Origin of the sequence: Enterococcus sp. AZ020 (assembly GCF_050499205.1) — a bacterium.
In the GTDB taxonomy this organism is placed as follows: Bacteria; Bacillota; Bacilli; order Lactobacillales; family Enterococcaceae; genus Enterococcus_L; species Enterococcus_L dunnyi.
Window position 1 is genome coordinate 3,405,491 of record NZ_JBIPAT010000001.1, and the last position, 21,044, is coordinate 3,426,534.

The following is a 21,044-nucleotide window of genomic DNA, read 5'->3' on the forward strand; positions in this document are numbered from 1 at the left end:
TGTGGAAAAACGCCAAGAAGTTCAAGAACTGACTCTTGAAGAAGTAATGGGCGATCGTTTTGGAAGATATTCCAAATATATCATTCAAGAGCGTGCCCTGCCAGATATTCGTGATGGATTAAAACCAGTTCAGCGCAGAATTTTATTTTCCATGAACAAAGATGGCAATACATTTGAAAAAAGTTTTAGAAAGTCAGCAAAATCTGTCGGAAATATCATGGGGAATTATCACCCCCATGGAGACAGCAGTATTTACGAAGCGATGGTTCGTCTAAGTCAAGACTGGAAACTTCGTGAAGTTTTGATCGAAATGCACGGGAATAATGGAAGTATGGATGGTGATCCGCCTGCAGCCATGCGTTATACTGAGGCCCGCTTATCAAAATTAAGTGGAGAAATGCTGAAAGATATCGAAAAAGACACCGTCGACTTTGTGTGGAACTTTGATGATACAGAAAAAGAACCAACAGTTTTACCCGCAAAATATCCCAATTTGTTAGTCAATGGCTCCACAGGGATATCAGCAGGTTATGCGACGGAGATCCCTACGCATAATTTAGCCGAAATCATAGATGGAACGATCTATCTGATCGATCATCCAAATGCTTCATTAGAAAAATTAATGGAATTTATCCCAGGACCTGATTTTCCTACAGGAGGTATTCTGCAAGGAAAAGAAGAAATCAAGAAGGCCTATGAAACAGGACGAGGAAAAGTGATTCTCCGTTCGAAAACAAAAATCGAACCATTAAAAGGCGGTAAACAGCAGATCATCGTCACTGAAATTCCTTATGAAGTGAATAAAGCGACACTAGTGAAAAAAATCGATGAAGTACGTCTGAATAAAAAAATCGAGGGGATCGCCGAAGTTCGTGACGAAAGTGACCGAACGGGGCTGCAGATCGCTATCGAGTTGAAAAAGGATACCAACGCTGAAGGAATCTTGAACTATCTTTTTAAAAATACTGAATTGCAAATCAATTACAACTTTAATATGGTTGCCATCGATAACATGACACCGCATCAAGTGGGGCTCAAACGTATTTTAGACAGCTATGTTGCGCACCGCAAAGAAGTGATCACAAACCGCAGTCAGTTTGAATTGGATAAAGCGCAAGCCCGTCAACATATCGTATCTGGTTTGATCAAAGCCTTATCGATCCTTGATCAGGTCATTGAAACGATCCGTGCATCAAAGGATAAAAAAGATGCAAAAAACAATTTAGTGAAAGAGTACGCGTTTACAGAAGCACAAGCGGAAGCAATCGTTACTTTACAATTGTATCGTTTAACAAATACAGATATTACACAGCTTGAAAAAGAAGCGGAAGAACTTAGTCGTTTAGTTGCTGAATTGACAACTATTTTGAATGATGAAAAAGAATTGTTCAATGTCATGAAAAAAGAGCTTCGCGAGGTCAAAAAGCAATATGGAAATGAACGTTTGACTCAAATCGAAAATGAGATCCAAGAGATCAAGATCGATACACAAGTATTGGTTGCTCAAGAAGATGTTGTAGTCACAGTAACACATGAAGGCTACATTAAGCGGAGCAGTTTGCGCTCTTACAGTGCATCCAAGCCGGAAGAAATCGGGATGAAGGAAGGGGACTTCCTGCTCTATACCGGTGAAGTCAATACGTTGGATCATGTTTTATTGATCACTAATAAAGCGAATGTGATTTATCGTCCGGTCCATGAATTACCAGATCTAAGATGGAAAGAAATCGGCGAGCACATTTCTCAAACGATTCTAAATCTGTCGATAGATGAGTCGATCATCGCTGTTTATACCTATAAAGAACTGTCACCGACAAAAACATTTGTTTTCATGACAAAAGAAGGTATGATCAAGCAAACAAAAATGACTGATTTTGAACCTTGGAGAACCTATAAGAGTCGACCAACAAACTGTATGAAACTGAAATCCGATACAGATGAAATCGTCAATGTTTATTTGACGAATGAGCAAAAGCTCTTGGATGTCTTTTTAGTTAGTCATCGAGGATTTGGCCTCCGTTATCCATTAGAAGAGGTGCCAGTCGTCGGAGCAAAAGCTGCTGGGGTAAAAGCGATGAACTTAAAAGACCAAGATTATGTGGTCAACGGTCTATTAGTTTATCAAGAAGGAGATACACCGGTCGTGATCTTAACGCAGCGTGGAAGTATCAAGCGAATGCTTGCACAAGAACTCACACAGTTAGGTAGAGCAAAACGAGGACTGATGGTCTTAAGGGAACTAAAGAAAAATCCACATCGTGTGAGCTTTATGTCAGAAAGCAGTACGCTAGAGCTTTTAGTAACTACTCAAAGCGGCAAACAATATACGATTGATTCTCAGACATACCCAATTAACGACAGAACTTCTAATGGTTCATTTATGTTGGATGAGAAACAAGATGGAGAAATCCTAGAAGTCCATGAAATGCATACAGCAGAGTTGCCTGAAAAAGATGAGACTGAATAAATCAATTCTGTTCTATAGAATTAGAAAAAAGCTAGAACTGTACTAATACAGTTCTAGCTTTTTGTATTACAGATTTCTTACTTTTTATATAAAACTGATTCTAGTTCGTTAATCATATCACAAATATTAAATCCCTATAAATCAACGTTTCATACTGTTTTATTAAAAAAAATAGCGATTTCGCTCAAAATATAATAAGGAAAGGCTTGCATAAAAATAGCGATGTGTTATACTAATCACATAAAGCTGTTACATTAATCAACAGCATACTAAGGAGGCCCATCAATGGAGCAATGGAAAGGCTTTAAAGGCGACAAGTGGAAAACATCAGTAGATACACGTGATTTCATTCAAAGAAACTATACTGAGTATACAGGTGATGACTCTTTCCTAGAACCGATCGCACCAAGCACAGACAAATTATGGACAAAATTACAGGAATTATTTGAAGTACAGCATGAACAAAATGGTGTGTACGACATGGACAATAATATTCCTGCAACAATCACTTCTCATGAACCTGGGTATTTGATCAAAGAAGAAGAAACAATCGTAGGTCTACAAACTGACGTACCTTTGAAACAAGCATTCATGCCATTCGGCGGTATCAACATGGCGAATAACTCTTTAACTTCAAACGGTTACGAAGTAGACGCTGAAATGTCTAAAATCTTTACTGAGTGGAGAAAAACACACAACCAAGGTGTTTTCGATGCTTATACACCAGAAATGAGATCAGCTCGTAAAAACAAAATCATCACAGGTCTTCCAGATGCATACGGACGTGGACGTATCATTGGTGATTACCGTCGTATTGCTTTATACGGTATGGATTTCTTGATCGCTGAGAAGAAAAAAGACTTAAGCAACACAGGAAACAAAGTGATGACTGACGATGTTATCCGTTTAAGAGAAGAAATCTCTGAACAAATCAGAGCAATGGCAGATCTTAAAGAAATGGCTTCAACTTATGGTTTTGATATTTCTAAACCAGCAGCAAATGCTAAAGAAGCAATCCAATGGTTATACTTTGGTTACCTAGGTGCAATCAAATCACAAAATGGAGCAGCAATGTCTATCGGACGTATTTCTGCATTCTTAGATATCTATATCCAACGTGATTTAGAAGCTGGATTGATCACTGAATTTGAAGCGCAAGAAATGATCGATCACTTGATCATGAAACTACGTATGGTTAAATTCGCTCGTACACCAGAATACAACCAATTATTCTCTGGTTACCCAATCTGGGCGACATTATCGATCGCTGGTATGGGCTTGGATGGACGTTCATTAGTAACTAAAAATGATTTCCGTATCCTGCATACTTTAACAAACATGGGACCATCACCAGAACCAAACTTAACTGTATTGTATTCATCTCATTTACCAGTAGGATTCAGAACATTTGCATCTAAAATCGCAAAACAAAGTTCTTCGATCCAATTCGAAAATGATGATCTATTACGTGCTAACTGGGGATCAGATGACTGTGCGATCGCATGTTGTGTATCTGCAACAGTTATGGGTAAAGATATGCAATTCTTCGGTGCTCGTGCCAACTTAGCTAAAGCTGTGCTTTACGCGATCAATGGTGGTGTGGACGAAAAAACAAAAATGCAAGTAGCTCCTAAATTCCGCCCAATGACTGGCGATACTTTAGACTACAACGAATTTATCGATCGTTACAAAGACATCATGGATTGGTTAGCTGAATTGTATGTAAATACATTGAATGTTATCCACTACATGCATGATAAATACTCATATGAAGCAGCACAATTAGCCTTCATGGAAAGTAACTTACAACGTACATTTGCAACTGGTATCGCAGGTATTTCACATGCTGCTGACTCAGTAATGGCTATCAAACATGGTAATGTAAAAGTTATTCGTGATGAAGACGGCTTAGCGGTTGATTATGTTCCTCAAAATGAGTTCCCAACTTATGGTAACGACAATGAAGAAGCAGATGCAATGGCTAACTGGATCCTTGAGTACTTCATGACTCAAATCAGACGTCAACATACGTACCGTAACGCTAGACCAACAACTTCATTATTGACAATCACTTCTAATGTAGTTTACGGTAAAGCAACTGGTAACTTACCAGATGGACGTCGTGCAGGTAAACCATTGGCACCAGGTGCTAACCCAAGTTATCAAGATGGTAAATTCTTAGGTGAGAAAAATGGTCTTTTAGCTTCACTTAACTCAACTGCTAGACTTGAGTACACAAGTGCATTAGATGGTATCTCTAATACACAAACGATCAATCCTAACGGTTTAGGTAAAGATGATGAAACAAGAATCGAAAATCTACGTAACGTAATGGATGGCTACTTCGATAAAGGTGGTTACCACTTGAACGTTAACGTATTCACAAATGAATTGCTTTTAGATGCACAAGCACATCCAGAAAAATATCCAAACTTAACGATCCGTGTATCTGGATATGCCGTGAAATTCCGTGACTTAACTCCTGAGCAACAAGCAGACGTTATTTCTAGAACTTCACACGATAGACTGTAAGAACATACAATTGAAGGGGTGACCTCGTGTCATCCCTTTTTTCTAAAAAAGAAATGAGGAATCGAAATGACGACACCTGTAATTGGTAGAATCCACTCTACAGAAAATTTTGGAACGGTTGATGGACCTGGTGTCCGCTTCATCGTGTTTACGCAAGGGTGCCGCATGCGTTGTCAATTTTGCCATAATCCTGATACATGGAAAATAGGTTCAGGCGGCCGCGAAGTTACAACGGATGAAGTATTAGAAGAAGCTATCAAGTATCGTTCATATTGGGGCGAAAAGGGAGGAATCACTGTCAGTGGTGGTGAACCATTACTACAGCTGGAATTTCTCACAGACTTATTTAAAAAAGCGAAAGACAAAGGCATACATACAACGATCGACACTTGTGGGAAACCTTTCACAAGAGAAGAACCATTTTTCAGCCAATTTCAAGAACTAATGAACTATACTGATCTGTTATTATTCGATATCAAACATATCGATAATGAACAACACAAATTATTGACTTCTTTAGGAAATGAAAATATTTTAGAAATGGCTCAGTATCTTTCTGAAATTGGAAAACCAGTTTGGATCAGACACGTATTAGTTCCAGAGCGTAGTGACTATGATGAGTATTTGATTCGCCTAGATTCATTTATCAAAACCCTTAAAAATGTCGATAAAGTAGAAGTTTTACCTTATCACGTAATGGGTAAATATAAATGGGACGAATTAGGGTTAGACTATCCATTAAAAGGAATCGATCCACCAACAGAAGAGCGTGTGACTAACGCAAAAAAACTATTACATGTTGCAGATTATCAAGGATATGCAACGAGATAAGTATTAAAAATAGAAAAGTGCAGCAAATATTGTTGTTTCTTTTCTATTTTTTGTTATTATTAATAATGAAGAAAAAAGAAGGAGTGAACCCTTATAATGTCAAAAATTCTTGTTTTTGGACACCAAAATCCTGATACTGATGCAATCGGTGCAGCGATCAGTTTTGCCTATTTACAAAAAGAACTTGGAAAAGATACTGAAGCTGTAGCTTTAGGTGCACCAAGTGAAGAAACACAATATGCTTTAGATTATTTTAACGTAGATGCACCTCGGGTAATCGAGAGTGCAGCTGGAGAAACGAATCAAGTGATGTTAGTCGATCATAATGAATTTCAGCAAAGCGTTTCAGATATTGCAGATGTAACGATTTTAGCTGTTGTTGACCATCATCGTATCGCAAACTTCGAGACAGCTGATCCATTGTATTATCGTGCAGAACCTGTCGGCTGTACAAGTACGATCGTTTTAAAGCTATTTAAAGAAAATAACATTGTTGTACCAAAACAAATCGCAGGAATGATGGTATCAGCGATCATCTCTGACACTTTATTATTTAAGTCACCAACCTGTACTCAAGAAGATATCGATGCCGCTCACGAGCTAGCAGATATTGCAGAAATAAACTTGAATGGCTACGGACTAGATATGTTAAAAGCCGGAACGAATCTAAGTGACAAATCAGCTGAGGTCTTACTGGATTTAGATGCTAAAAGCTTCCCAATGGGCTCTAAAAACGTCCGAATCGCTCAAGTTAATACCGTTGACCTGAATGAAGTTTTAGACCGCCAAGAAGAGCTGGAAGCAGCTATGAAAAATGAAAATGCGACGAATGGATATGATTTATTCGTTCTGATCATCACAGATATTTTGAATAGTGACTCTGAATTACTAGTGATCGGAGAGTCATTAGATAAAGTAGAATCAGCTTTCAATGTAACCTTGGATAACAATCGTGCATTTTTAAATGGTGTCGTTTCGCGTAAAAAACAAGTAGTTCCTCAATTAACTGAAGTATTTAGTTAATCTGGACATATCAATGAAAGAGCTTGGGATATAACTCTTCGGGTTATTTTCTAAGCTCTTTCTTATTATAAAAAGAAAGCGTGGTCGAGCTTTGGAAAAGGTAATCTACTATTATAAAAGAGAAAACACTGCACAGCTCAACAAGTTGATTTCCACACCATTATTTGAAGAAATCATGCAGCATTTGATACACAATCAGCAACAAGAACTTATTTTACGACAGTTAAAAGCTACTATTCCAACAACAGAAAATTTAGAACTCTATTTAGAACAAATGATCAGTCAGGGGATCATCCAAAGAGTAAATCGACGCTACTATTTATCCATACCGATTTTTTCTCAGCAAAATCGCCTAGAGATACCAGCTTCTACCCAATTATTCTTAGATGATTTAATGAAAAAATCCAGCAACCAAGACCAGTTTTTTGGCGAAGTTTTATGGTCGGTATTCTTTGATGACGATACGAACTATTTTTTTGGTGTACAAATGGCGGATTCTTCGGCTACTTTCGTGAAAAAAGTAGAAGAGGGGAATGAGAAGCTACAATTTGTTTCTCTTCATCTGGAAGATACGTTTCCGCTTTCTCTAGCCGACTATTTTTCTCTACTCTCTAAAAGAACGGCTTTACCAGACACATTCAAGCCAATAGAGCAATTGATCGGAGATGTTGACATTGATTATTTCATCACTCAAGCACTAAAAGTGATACGTTCTAGTCTCAGGTCAAAATCCAAACAAATGAAGAGAAATATTTTCCAGGAGACTCTTATAATCACAAATGACTTGCAAGAAAGAGCTGATACCACTTTTTCTTTGACTTCGCCCATCTTAGAAAATGGTAGTTTAGCGACAGCAGACGAACTAGACGAACTCAAAAAAATCTTACCGCCACTTTGGGAAAATATCAAAGACGATAATGAACGCATATTCTATAAGAAACAATTATATTCTTACTTGTTTCATTATTATTTTCCTGAGATAGAATTTTTACACTACCTAAAATATTAAGTTACCTATAAAAATATTATGTAAACTTTAAAATCGATTAGGTAAAAGAGCAGCATCTAAAGTAGAATAGATCCTGCTCTTTTACTTAACTATTTCGTTTACGTACTTTTTTAGTCCAGAAACCACCTGAAATAAACTTAGGTTCATAAGAAATGATAAATGCTCTAGGTTCTTTTTCATTGATCAGTTTATACAAACTACGTTCATTTTTGCGAGGAGAAAGAATTTCAAGAATCATTCGTTCACCTTCACGACCGGCACCAAAGCTTTGGGTCACACCATATCCGTTTTCTCTTAATATCTCCGGTAAATTCAGTTGTTCTGTAGAAGAAGGCAAGATCGCTGTAACCATGATATAGCCTAAAGCTAAGTAATCTTCGATTTTGATTCCAACGCTGATTCCGACTGCATACCCTAAAGCGTACACGATTAAATTGATTGGCTCATCTAAACGATTCAATACCATACTTAAGCCTAAAACGTAAATCGTGATCTCGGCCATGCTGACTAATGGTGCAATCAAACGATAACCTTTCATTGTCAGCATAAAGCGGATAGTGTTCAAAGTAATATACGAAAAATTCACAAAAAAGATAGTTGCAAGCATCTTGACATCCATTCCGATTAATTCCTCTTTTCAATTAAAGATATCTGCATATTATAGTACACTATTCACTGAAATTAAATAGGTTGAACAAAATTAAAGAAAAAAACTTATGCTCTATTTTATTCAAAATTGATTATGAAAAATCAGAGTGTTATATGTTGGAGCAGGAGATACTTTTTGCTATAATCAATGTATTATGTGTATAAGGGAGAAATGAAATTAGATGAGAATTTTTATCCTCATACTTGTGGGTTTATTGTTATTAAATACAACAGCAGCACTTATTACCGTGTTTAGAAAGCCGCGAAGTATTTCCAGTGTTTTGGCCTGGATCATGACCTTGATTTTTTTACCAGGAATCGGCTTTATTATCTATCTTTTTTGCGGTAGAGGGATCGATGGGCAAAAAGTATTTCAATTAACTGACTATGATAACGAAAAAATAGCAGAAATCAAAAAAATTGTTGATAAAGATAATTTAAAAGCTGATAGCGGATTAAATATCAATTTATTGACAGATGCACGTGTACTGAATCGCTATTTCAGAAATATGGATTCATCGCCTTTAAGCAAGCGCAACAGTATACAGCTTTATACGGACGGTAAGGAAAAATTCGAGGCCTTATTTGATGATATCCGTAAAGCAAAAGAAACGGTTCATGTCGAATATTATTCTTTTTTCAACGATAAGATTGGTAATACATTTCTTGATCTATTGGAGGAAAAAGTAAAAGAGGGGATAGAGGTCTATTTAATCTATGATCCATGGGGCTCACCTGGTGCTGATAAAAAATTCTTTGCTTCATTTGTTGCTGCCGGTGGAAATGTCGCACCTTTTATAACCTCAAAAAATATGATCAGTAAAACCCGGCTAAACTATCATTTGCACCGTAAGATCGTTGTGATCGATGGAAAGATAGGCTGGACTGGCGGCTTTAATGTCGGTGATCAGTACTTGGGTGAAAGTAAAAAATTTGGTTACTGGCGAGATACACATATTCGAATTGTCGGTTCTTCAGTCTTTTCTCTTCAGGAGATTTTTATCATGGATTGGAATGCGTCTGTTGCAGATAAAACAAAGAAAATGGACTATTTAGATAAGTATTTCCAACTTTCTGCTGCTGATCAATTAGAAGATTTATCATTGCAAATCGTTTCTGATGGACCTGATTCAGAAGAAGAAATTCTAAAAAGCGGTTTTATAAAAATGATTTTAGCGGCCGAAAAATCGGTTTGGATCCAAACACCGTATTTAATACCAGATGACAGCATGATCAATGCGCTGCTGATTGCTGTTCGATCTGGAATCGATGTACGTATCATGATTCCATGTATGCCAGATCATCCGTTTATTTATCGCGCAACTCAGTACTATGCAAACTATCTTCATAAACGCGGCATAAAAATTTATCTGTATCAAAACGGTTTTTTACATGCAAAAACAATGATCATCGACAATGAAATCTGTATGGTCGGCACCACAAATCAAGATATCAGAAGCTATGCATTGAATTTTGAAGTAAGCACGTTTATCTACGACACTAAGTTTTCTTGGAAGCTCACTCAAATATTCAAAGAAGACATAGAGCAAAGTCTTTTACTGACTGATGAGATGATCAGAGAACAGTCCCATTGGTTACGATTTAAGCAAAATTTCTCAAGATTATTATCACCAATTCTATAGTTAAACTGAAGAAGTTGCTTCTGTTTCCACCGTTTATTAAGATTTAGAGTGCGAAACAAAACTAAAAATCAGTTTTGTTTCGCACTCTTTCAGTTTTTTTGTCTGGATTGATAGGGTCTTAGGCGAATATGTAAAAGGTGCTTGAGTGATAATTTCTTATTTCATTCCAGTTAACATAATATACATTATACAAAGTAACTTTACTCCAGTTTAGAATAAGTTTAGACAACGTCATACTTTCGTCTTTATTATCTGGAATAACTGAATATAAAAAAATTTTTTAAACTTTTTTTATTGGCACAAAAAACCCCTTGAAGCTTAGAGCCGCAAGGGGTTAGTAAGTATACTCTTTGTACAGTGTAGGGGGGTGTTACTAGCCCCCATTCAATACATTAAATAACAAATATTCACGTTGGGGATCAGACGAAAAACTCCTTATAAAATAGTATATCAAATAACGTTAAAACAAGCAATAAAGTATTGATTTTCATATGTATCCACTTCTCTTCCTTTGTTGGAAAAAAGAACAGAAAAATGCTACAATATTAGTAAGTTGTTCGAGTGTTGTGATTCTCTTTTTTGCTTACCAGGCTTTGAGATTCCAACGCTCGTTTTTCGATTTCAAAAAATTTTATAATGAGATCGTTCAAATTCTTCTTGTACAGATCCAAGAACTCTTCTGATGCCTCTAAAATTCCCTCTGCTGAATCTTCTGACATATACTCTTGATTGTTCCTGTAAAACTCTAACTTGAATTCTATGACCCTGCAAGGATCTATAATATCATCCTGAATCATTTCAAGTACATCAAGTAAAAACTCATTCTTAACCACACTAAGCATAAAAAAACCTCCTGCATTATTGTATTTATTTTAAGCATGCTTATTAGCTTTTTAGAAAGCATTTTGTCAGACAGTGCAGGCGCGCGGTGCAGCAGCTCCGTGCGTCCGCGCTGTCCAGAACAAAAATGCCTTAACTAAAAAATTCTAAATGTAGCACTGCATTAAAACCGAAATCCGCAATCATTGACAGCAGGAACCCCTTTGTTGTGCTTGTTTTTTGGTGCCCTCAGCCTTATAAGTCATTAACCAAAATTAGCACGCTGAGGCGCAAAAAGCTTAGCACAAGTCGCCTACTGTAAATGAACCGCTACGCTTTGCTAGTTCTCTTCTTGTTGTTTCTTCTCAGACAAAATGACATTGACTAGCGCATTAACTGAAATGCCTTTTGCTGCTGCCGTCACCTTAAGCCATGCATGAATATCTGCCGGAGTAGAAACTAAAAATTTCACCTTATCCGTTTTATTCAACCCCTTCACATATGGTATATGCAAAGCATATATTATATATATATACTTGTCAACAAAAAAAGCCCTTTAGAAGTTCAAAAAGCAGTTTAACATTTATACATTATACAAAGTAGTTTTGATTAAACAATTATCACTACCTTTCAATAACATCATTAATTAAAACATGAAACTACTCTTGAACTTGATCTTCAATCGATGCTAGCTAGTTCTTATTGATTAATATTCGTAATAACCTGTGGCTTCAAAATAGTTAAAAGTTCCAATGCTGAAGTGTAAATTACGATCTTGTTGTCAGCCCAACGCTCTTTTACTAAAACTTTTTCCGTCTATAACATGTGTGATCTTTGTAGAAATCAGGCACTTTTCGGAACTGTTTCATAATGATCATCGATTTTTCAAGCTTAGGTACATTAAAAATAAGTACAAACGTATTCGTGTTCTTATCGTAATCTAAATGCGCTCGTTCATTTTTATCTAATGAATAAGCGACGATTTCTTCATCGATTTTATATTCTTGATAAAATTTTGTTAGTGTTTCTTTGTCATCAGTTGCAATGTTGATCCAATAATCCCCTTTATGACTCAAGGCAGTTTTAGTAATCAATTTTTTCACTCCTTAACTTCGTGAAATATGAATCCTCTTCCATATTGTCTGACTTTTCAGAAAAAGTCTTTTCAAAATAAGGGGAGTATTCCGGAAAGTTCAAAAAGACTTTTTATTCGAATCTTTTAATTATAATGAAATTATTCTTTTAAAACAACTAAGTTCAGGTAATAAATGTATAGTAAAAAAACTGAAACAAAACTTTTTGAAAGTAAAGTTAAGCTCCAGTTTTTTTGTATTGCTATTGATGTTATCTTTCGTTTTTCATTGCTTCTAAGGCTGCTGTGTTGATAATATTCCAAGGTTTATCAAATGAAGGTTGGAAGAAGAAATCTGCATAAGCTAAATCTTCGATCGTCATTTTCGCTTTGATTGCTAAGGAAATGGCATTGATATTTGCTGTTAAATCGGCTTTAGACATCAATTGCGCACCTAAAACTTGTGTTGTTTCTGGATCATAAACTAATTTGAACCACGCTTTTTGTTTATCCGGATTAAAGTCCATTAAATAATCTTCAACCACTAATGCTGATTTCGTTTGTTTATTTAGTTTTTTGGCCATCTCTTCATTGATACCAGTTGAAGCAAATTTATAGTCAAATACGGCTAGTCCTGATGAACCTTGAATTCCTGGGAATGGTTTTACAGGAGCCTCTAAGTTTTTCACTGCAAAGCGACCTTGTTTTCTAGCATTCGTAGCTAATGCAATATTTACCTCTGTTTGTCCAGGATTGTATTTGATCAAGGTTGCGTCACCGACAGCAAATACATCCGGAGCACTTGTCTGCATGTATTCGTCCGTCTTGATCAATCCATTAGGATGAAGTTCAAGGGTATCCTTCAGCCATTCTGTATTTGGACGAACACCAACAGCTACAACAACTAGATCAGCGTCATAATCCCCCTTATCTGTGACAACTTTTTGAACATGCCCATCGCCTTTATAGCTTTGAACTGTTTCGTTTGTTACTACTTTTATATTATTTGCTTCCATCTCTTCAGTCAATACATCTGTAAATTCTTTATCGAGATAAACGCCTAGTGGTCGATCCAAAATATCGATGACAGTAACATTTTTGCCAGCTTTTGCAAATGATTCTGCTGCTTCGATTCCGATATAGCCACTACCGATCACTACCACATTATTTACTTCTGGATCTACGGTTTTTTGTTTTAATTTGATTGCCCATTTTCTGCCGCGCATCAAATAAATATTATCTAAGTCCTTTCCAGGAAGATTTAATTCAAATGGAACAGCTCCAGGACTGATAATAAGCTTGTCATATTGCTCAGTACGCTCAGCTCCAGTTACTAAATCTTTCACAGTAACATAGTGATCTTCAGGTTTGATCGCAGTGATTTTTGTATTTGAAAATACGTTGACTCCTCTACTTTCCATACCTTCTGCTGTCATATAACGAACTGAATTTACATCTTTAACTTTACCTTCTAGATAAAGCTGCATTCCGCAAGAGAGAAAAGAAATGAAATCCCCTTTTTCGTACCATTGAATTTCTGCATCCGGATGAGAAATCAACAACTCCTCTACTGCTTCATAACCTCCATGGGATGAACCTAAAACGATAACTTTCATACTTCTATTCCTCCAATACTATTTATTATATAATAAATAGTATCATATAAATAGCTTATAAAACAAGTCATTTATATATATATTCTCAATTAAGTGTAATTAAATGAGAATATGTAGCTAACTAAATGAACATAATAATTTTATTGTAACTAAAAATAGCAACCGATGCAGAGATCTCCCCTGAATCAGTTGCTATTCAATCTCTTACTCTTGCGCTTGTTCTTTGGATAAAGTTGATAAATCATAAGGTGTATTTTGATATACTGCATAGTTTAGCCAATTAGAAAAAAGCAACGACGCAGCCATGTGCCAACGCAATTGAGGCGTTTTTCCTTGATCATCGTTAGGAAAATAATGCTCAGGAATATTTGGGCCGATCCCCTTCTCTAAGTCTCTTTTAAATTCTTGTTCTAGAGTTTCTCTATCATATTCCAAATGCCCCATTGCATAGAAAGCTCGGTTGTTTTTATTTCCTACTAAAAAAATACCAGCTTCTTGTGATTCAGCCAAAATTTCCAGCTCAACCGTCGCTTCTATGTCCTTTTTTTGAATAGTTGTATAACGAGAATGAGGAGCAAAAAAAATATCATCGAAGCCTTTCATAATACTCCAAGTTGAATCGAGCACATCGTGTAGATAGATTCCAGATAATTTTCTATTTAATTGATGTTTGTTGATATTATGATGATAATACAGACCTGCTTGCGCTCCCCAACAGATATGAAACGTTGAAAAGACATGAGTTTTACTCCATTTAAAAATATCCGACAACTCCGACCAGTAATCAACCTCTTCAAAAGATAACTGTTCCACAGGAGCTCCGGTAATGATCAATCCATCGTAATAATTTTCTTTAACTTCATCAAATCGATGATAAAATCGTTTTAAATGATCTTTAGAAGTATTTTTCGCTATATGACTACTCATGTGCAAAAAATCAACATTGATCTGTAAAGGTGTATTGCTCAACAAACGTAATAATTGAACTTCAGTTTCATCTTTTTTCGGCATTAAATTTAAAATAAGAAGTTGTAATGGACGAATATCCTGATGCATGGCGCGATCTTCGTCCATTACAAAAATATTCTCTTTCTCTAAAACTTTAATTGCTGGCAGTTCTTTTGGCACTCGAATCGGCATACACATATTCCTCCCTTTCTTATTATGTAAATCTATTCTACGCTATAAACAGCTATAAAGGAAGCTACTTATTGCTAAACGCCGTCTTTTAAATAAATATAATAGCTGATACTCTTTAGTCACCTATATGAATCCCATACAGTTTTTACATACCAAATAGAAAAAACATGAGATGAAGATTATATCTTCATCTCATGTAACTTATGGAAGTATAAAATGATCCTTTATTTATTCTTCTTCTTTTTTGTTTCTACGGTTAAGACCAAAGATTCCTAGTGCGCCTAATAATAATGCGCCTACTAAGCCCCAGTTGTTTACGATCTCACCATTGTTAGGGAGGTCTTTTCTAGAGCTAGAGCTTAGAGTCTTCAATCCAGAACCATTATTGTTCAACCCGTTATTGCCGGTACCATTTCCGTTGCCATTGTTGTTATTACCATTCCCGTTACCATTTCCTGATCCAGGATCGGCTGGGATTAAGAATTCAGTTGGTAAACTTTGATTACCATCTTCATCAAAAGCAACGGCCGTATCTGTTTCTCTAGGTGATACCATACCTTTAGGGATAGCGATTGTGTAATTTCCGTTTTCATCAACTTGGCCGGCACCTACCAACATACCTTCATCACTATATAAATTGACAGTGTTGCCAGGGTCAGCCGTTCCAGTTACTGTATAACCAGTTGTTGATGTTCCGGTAACATTATTTACAATTGGTGCAGAAACAGTTGCACCAGGATCTGCAGGTAATTCAAATAATGTAGGAACACTTTCGTTATTTGCGTTATCTTTTGCAATTGAAGTCAACTGTTCATTTGGAGAAGCCATTCCCATTGGAATAGTGATCGTGAAGCTTCCCTCTGCAGCTGCTCTATTTGTATCTGTTGGAAGTTCTCCATCAGCTACTGCTTGTCCTAATAGGTCACCGTCTGCATTGTAGATTTCAACTTTATTACCAAATGTCGTTTTACCTAAAACAGTATATCCAGTAAGTGAAGTTCCTTCAACGTCTAAAATAATCGGCGGAGCGATATTTATTTTAGGATCTGCTGGCGTTGTAAATGGTGTAGCCGAACTTGTATTACCAGCTCCATCTTTCGCTACAGCACTCAATTGTTCTCTAGCAGATGCAGCACCTACTGGAAGTACAATTGTGTAGTCTCCGTTGGAATCTGCTACATCTGTTCCCAACACAGTTCCATTCGTATTGCGAATTTCAACTGTATTTCCTGCTGTTGCCTTACCAGTCACTGTATAGCCCGAAGTTGAGCTTCCTGTTACTGTATCAACGCTTGGTGCAAGGACATTTACAGGATCTGCTGGCGTCGTAAATGTAGTACCTGGGCTTGTGTTACCATCTGCATCTTTCGCAGTTGCAGTCAATTGTTCATTTGGTGTAGCAGAACCAGCTGGAATTGTTACCGTGTAATCGCCGTTTTCATCAGCTGTAGCTGAACCGATCACTGTACCACCGCTATTTTTGATTTCTACAGTGCTGCCAGCTGGTGCTGTACCTGTCACTGTATAGCCGGTAGATGAAGTTCCTGTGACACTATCTACGGTTGGTGCTGCAACGACTACAGGATCTGCTGGGGTCGTAAATGTAGTACCTGGACTTGAATTGCCGTCCTCATCTTTTGCTGTTGCAGTCAGTTGTTCGTTTGGTGTAGCAGAACCAGCTGGAATCGTTACTGTGTAGTTACCATTCTCATCAGCTGTAGCTGAACCGATCACTGTACCACCTGCGTTTGTAATTTCTACAGTGCTACCAGCTGGTGCCGTACCTGTCACTGTATAGCCAGTAGATGAATCTCCTGTGACACTATCAACAGTTGGCGCTGCAACTTCAACTGGATCTGCTGGAGTAGTGAACGGTGTTGCTGGACTTTGATTACCACTGCCATCTTTTGCTACTACAGTTAATTGTTCATTTGGCACTGCAGAGCCTGTTGGAAGAGTGACTGTGTAATTGCCACTCCCGTCTGCTAAACCAGAACCGATCACCATGCCTCCCGTATTCTTCACTTCTACAGTGTTGCCTGGTGTTGCCGTACCTGTCACTGTATAGCCGGTAGATGAAGTTCCTGTGACACTGTCAACAGTTGGTGCTGTAACTTCAACTGGATCTGCTGGAGTAGTGAACGGTGTTGCTGGACTTGTATTACCATCTGCATCTTTCGCAGTTGCTGTTAATTGTTCACTTGCTGATGCAGCCCCTGTTGGGATTGTAATAGTGTAATCACCATTTGCATCTGCCGTTGCAGAACCGATGACTGTGCCGCCTGTATTTCTCACTTCTACTGTACTATCTGCTGGTGCTGTACCAGTTACAGTATAACCAGTAGAAGAAGTTCCTGTTACGCTATCTACTGTTGGCGCTGTAATAACAACTGGATCTGCCGGAGTAGTGAATGGTGTAGCTGGACTTGTATTACCATCTGCATCTTTTGCAGTTGCCGTTAATTGTTCACTTGGCAGCGCTGATCCAGCTGGAATCGTCACTGTATAGTCACCATTTCCATCTGCTATTGCAGAACCAATGACTGTACCACCTGTGTTTTTCACTTCAATAGTGTTTCCTGGTGTTGCCGTACCTGTCACTGTATAGCCTGTTGATGATGTACCTGTTACACTATCTACTGTTGGTGCTGTGACAGCTACTGGATCTGCTGGGGTAGTAAATGGTGTTGCTGTACTTTGATTTCCTAATAAATCTTTTGCTACAGCTGCCAATTGTTGACTTGGAGCGGCAGAACCAATTGGAAGATCAATTGTGTAATCGCCATTTAAATCAGCAATCGTTGACCCAATGACTGTACCACCAGTATTTCTGATTTCAACAGTATTTCCGACTGTTGCTTTACCTGTCACTGTATATCCAGTTGTAGAGGTTCCTGTTACATTATCTACTGTTGGCGCTGTGACAACGACTGGATCTGCTGGGGTAGTAAATGGTGTTGCTGGGCTTTGGTTGCCATCTAAATCTTTTGCTACAGCTGTTAATTGTTGATTTGGCGTTGCTTGTCCTGTCGGAATCACAACTGTGTAATTGCCACTGCCGTCTACGAGAGTGGTACCGATGACGGTTCCGCCTGTATTCTTGATTTCGATAAAATCACCAGGTGATGCAGTTCCCTTGACCGTATAACCCGTTGTTGAAGTCCCTGTGACACTATCAACAGTTGGTGCTGTAACTTCGACTGGATCTGCTGGTGTCACAAATGCTGTCGGTAAACTTTCGTCAGTTCCCACTATAGCTACTGCAGTTAAAGCTTCATTTGCAGTGGCTTGTCCTTGAGGGATCGTAACGGTGAAATCACCATTTCCATCAGCAATACCTGAACCGATTGTTGTTCCACCAATATTGTGGATTTCAATGGTTGCACCTGCTTCGGCAGTTCCTTTGACCGTATAGCCAGTTGCAGCAGTACCTGTTGTATCCGTCACAACTGGAGGGGCAACAACCACAATTGGATCTGCTGGTGTGATAAACGATACTGGTAAACTTTCGTTTGCACCATTTTTGGCTACTGCAGTCAGCGGCTCAAGAGCCATTGCTTGTCCTTGAGGGATCGTAACAGTAAAATCACCATTCCCATCTGCAGTTGCTGTACCGATCGTTGTGCCGCCAAGATTCCGGATATCAACTGTATCACCTGCAGTAGCTGTTCCCTTAACTGTATAGCCAAGCGTTGAATTACCTGTTGTACTTGTAACCACTGGTGGGGCAACTACTACTGTATCTGCTGGTGTCGTAAAGGCTGTTGGTAAGCTTTCATTCGTTCCATCTTTCGCTATAGCAGTCAATGGTTCAAGAGCTGTTGCATCGCCTTGTGCGATAGTAATGGTGAAGTCGCCGTTAGCATCTACAGTTGCTGTACCGATCGTTGTACCGCCAAGATTCCGAATATCAACTGTATTTCCTGCAGTTGCTGTACCTTTAACGGTGTAACCTGTTGCAGATGTCCCTGTAGTACTTGTAACCACTGGCGGTGCAACTACTACTGCATCTGCCGGTGTTGTAAACGGCGTTGGTAAGCTTTCATTTGCGCCATCCTTTGCTACAGCTGTTAGTGCTTCGTTTGCGGAAGCTTCACCTTGAGGGATCGTGATCGTGAAGTCACCGTTACTGTCTGCTGTTGCTGTACCGATCGTTGTGCCACCAATATTACGAATATCAACTGTATTTCCTGCAGTTGCAGTACCTTTAACGGTATAACCTGTTGCAGATGTTCCAGTTGTACTTGTAACTACTGGCGGAACGACTAAAGCGACGTCTAGCGGAGTTTTGAACGGAGTTGGTGTACTTTCATTCGTTCCATCTTTCGCTACAGCAGTCAATGATTCATCTGCAGTTGCTTGCCCTGAAGGAAGTGTAATCGTGAAATCACCATTTGCATCTGCGACTCCTGAAGCGATAGTGTTGCCACTTCCGTTACGAATATCCACTGTATTCCCAGCTGTTGCTGTCCCTTTGACTGTATAACCAGTCAAAGAAGTGCCAGTTGTACTTGTAACTACTGGCGGAGCAACTACTACTGCATCTGCTGGTGTTGTAAAGGCTGTTGGTGTACTTTCATCCGTTCCATCAATAGCGATCGCATTCAACGATTCATTCGCAGTTGCAGCTCCTTGTGGAATTGTAACAGTGAAATTACCACTTCCATCAACAAGTCCTGTCCCAATCGTTGTTCCTCCTGCATTTCTGATGGCGATTGAATTTCCTGCTGTTGCAGTCCCTGTCACTGTATACCCAGTTGTAGATGTTCCAGTTGTATTTGTAATAACTGGAGGGGCAACAGCTGCTGCTGTTCCAGCGTAGTAAATATCAGATACGCCATTTGCTGTTTTAATCAAAGCGACATCGATAAGATCTGCTTTGACAACTGTTCCGACAAATCTAGCATCTAGATTTTGTGTTAAGCCTTGTGGGCTAATTACCGTTGTTGGGATATTGATATCTGTCCCGCCTAAAACTGATGCATCAGCTAATTGATTGACACCTTCTCCACCTAATCCAACAAGCGGTAAAGCAAGATCAATAGCTGTATTAACAGTGCCTTTCACTGGCAATAATGCAGTATTAATAGCTGCTGCAACGATATTGCTGGCAATGCCACTTCCTGTAGCATTTAATGCTGCTACAGCTGCTTTCAAATCTTGTAGTAATGTTGAAACATTTTGTGCTAGAACTAATCCTAGTCCATCATCAATGTTCGCATTGATATATGATCCATCTGGTGATAATACAGCATTACTAGTAAATGATGCACTACCAAAATTTTCTAAATTGTTCAAAGCATCAATTTTTTGATTCACAGTCGTTAAATTTAAGGTAACTCCTGTTAAACTACCTAACGAACCATCAACAATATCAGTCAATAAATTAGAGAGCTGATTAACTGCATTCAATGTACCGGTTAAAAACGTTAAGTCTCCCACTGTTAATGTTATATTAGTATCGATTTGAGCTGCTCCATTAGGAGATACACGCCCTTGTAATTCATTTGGTATAGCTAAAACTGCTTGTTTCGTTCCGTCTGCAACAACTGAAGCACCAACTAGCTCGCTACCAGAAATCGAAAAATCAACATTTTTGGAAGTACCATCGGCAGCCCAACGATTCGCCGTACTTGTTCCACTATTGTTTGAACTAGAAATATTAGATAAGATCTCGGCATCTAAAACCGCTGCTGAAGCAGTAATTCCTCCTGGTAGATAAAATGATAGTGGAACAGTTAAAGGTGCAATGATTAAACTACTTGTCATTACTAAAGATAATGCACGATATTTATTTTGCTTTTTTGACTTTGTAGTGCTTTTCTTTTTTTGCTGATCATTTTTCATGATTGTCCTCCTCTTTACTTATAAGACTTAATAACACAAAACAAACAATTAGAAGCTTTCCAAAACCCGTAAGACACTCTCCCTTCATAAATTGTGAGCACATAAAAATTTATTTAAGCTTCTACCAAAGGATTTTATAACCTTTATAATATTTTTGGAAATAATATGTACTGAAAACCAACGTTTTTTTTAATAAAGATAAGAAATCAAGTAGAAAACAAGAATGGAATAATATTAAAAACGCCTTTAAATCAAAGTTAATAAGCTATATTTAAACTAATTTATATTTAATAAAAATAATAAAAAAAAGAACCGACATATTATTCAATTAATATGTTGGTTCTTTTGAATTTTTTAGTATTCGCTTACATTTTTCTTTTTATAAAAATAACAACTA

13 protein-coding genes are annotated in these 21,044 nt (G+C 37.8%); 6 read left to right on the plus strand and 7 right to left on the minus strand.

Annotated features, from left to right (window positions below; all coding sequences use genetic code 11):
* Position 1 precedes the first annotated feature (1 nt).
* From parC to IGI58_RS16320, 5 genes are all read left to right on the plus strand, one after another.
* Positions 2-2,467, plus strand: coding sequence for a DNA topoisomerase IV subunit A (gene parC, locus IGI58_RS16300; protein WP_429952579.1), 2,466 nt, complete (start codon positions 2-4; stop codon positions 2,465-2,467).
* A gap of 285 nt (positions 2,468-2,752) precedes the next feature.
* Positions 2,753-4,999 (plus strand): formate C-acetyltransferase, encoded by a 2,247-nt coding sequence (pflB, locus tag IGI58_RS16305; RefSeq protein WP_087640082.1) that lies wholly within the window; start codon positions 2,753-2,755, stop codon positions 4,997-4,999.
* 66 nt (positions 5,000-5,065) lie between these two features.
* Positions 5,066-5,830 carry a pyruvate formate-lyase-activating protein gene (pflA, locus tag IGI58_RS16310; RefSeq protein WP_225533956.1) on the plus strand — a complete coding sequence of 255 codons (765 nt, stop codon included), beginning with the start codon at positions 5,066-5,068 and terminating at the stop codon, positions 5,828-5,830.
* Positions 5,831-5,926: 96 nt separating this feature from the next.
* Positions 5,927-6,853 carry a manganese-dependent inorganic pyrophosphatase gene (locus tag IGI58_RS16315; RefSeq protein ID WP_225533957.1) on the plus strand — a complete coding sequence of 309 codons (927 nt, stop codon included), beginning with the start codon at positions 5,927-5,929 and terminating at the stop codon, positions 6,851-6,853.
* Positions 6,854-6,944: 91 nt separating this feature from the next.
* Positions 6,945-7,862 carry a DUF1803 domain-containing protein gene (locus tag IGI58_RS16320; protein ID WP_429952577.1) on the plus strand — a complete coding sequence of 306 codons (918 nt, stop codon included), beginning with the start codon at positions 6,945-6,947 and terminating at the stop codon, positions 7,860-7,862.
* An 85-nt stretch (positions 7,863-7,947) separates the two neighbouring features.
* Here the strand turns inward: IGI58_RS16320 and IGI58_RS16325 are convergent, their stop codons facing one another.
* The gene (locus tag IGI58_RS16325) at positions 7,948-8,487 is read right to left on the minus strand and encodes a DUF2179 domain-containing protein (protein WP_087640078.1); all 540 of its coding nucleotides are present in this window, start codon (positions 8,485-8,487) and stop codon (positions 7,948-7,950) included.
* Positions 8,488-8,692: 205 nt separating this feature from the next.
* Here IGI58_RS16325 and cls point away from each other — a divergent pair, with 205 nt between their 5' ends.
* Entirely contained in the window at positions 8,693-10,153 is a 1,461-nt protein-coding gene (cls, locus tag IGI58_RS16330; RefSeq protein WP_429952575.1) for a cardiolipin synthase, read from the plus strand.
* A 545-nt stretch (positions 10,154-10,698) separates the two neighbouring features.
* On the opposite strand, the gene IGI58_RS16335 is transcribed toward cls, so the two are convergent.
* From IGI58_RS16335 to IGI58_RS16360, 6 genes are all read right to left on the minus strand, one after another.
* Positions 10,699-10,995 (minus strand): hypothetical protein, encoded by a 297-nt coding sequence (locus IGI58_RS16335; protein ID WP_429952574.1) that lies wholly within the window; start codon positions 10,993-10,995, stop codon positions 10,699-10,701.
* A 317-nt stretch (positions 10,996-11,312) separates the two neighbouring features.
* The gene (locus IGI58_RS16340; protein WP_429952573.1) at positions 11,313-11,462 is read right to left on the minus strand and encodes a toxin-antitoxin system HicB family antitoxin; all 150 of its coding nucleotides are present in this window, start codon (positions 11,460-11,462) and stop codon (positions 11,313-11,315) included.
* A 310-nt stretch (positions 11,463-11,772) separates the two neighbouring features.
* Positions 11,773-12,066: a hypothetical protein gene (locus tag IGI58_RS16345; RefSeq protein WP_429952572.1), complete on the minus strand. Its 294-nt coding sequence runs from the start codon at positions 12,064-12,066 to the stop codon at positions 11,773-11,775.
* 250 nt (positions 12,067-12,316) lie between these two features.
* Positions 12,317-13,660 (minus strand): FAD-dependent oxidoreductase, encoded by a 1,344-nt coding sequence (locus IGI58_RS16350; RefSeq protein ID WP_429952571.1) that lies wholly within the window; start codon positions 13,658-13,660, stop codon positions 12,317-12,319.
* A gap of 204 nt (positions 13,661-13,864) precedes the next feature.
* On the minus strand, positions 13,865-14,800 hold the full coding sequence (gene metA / locus IGI58_RS16355) for a homoserine O-acetyltransferase MetA (RefSeq protein WP_429952570.1): 936 nt from the start codon (positions 14,798-14,800) through the stop codon (positions 13,865-13,867).
* 228 nt (positions 14,801-15,028) lie between these two features.
* Positions 15,029-20,647 carry an Ig-like domain-containing protein gene (locus tag IGI58_RS16360; protein ID WP_429952569.1) on the minus strand — a complete coding sequence of 1,873 codons (5,619 nt, stop codon included), beginning with the start codon at positions 20,645-20,647 and terminating at the stop codon, positions 15,029-15,031.
* Between the last annotated feature and the right edge of the window lie 397 nt (positions 20,648-21,044).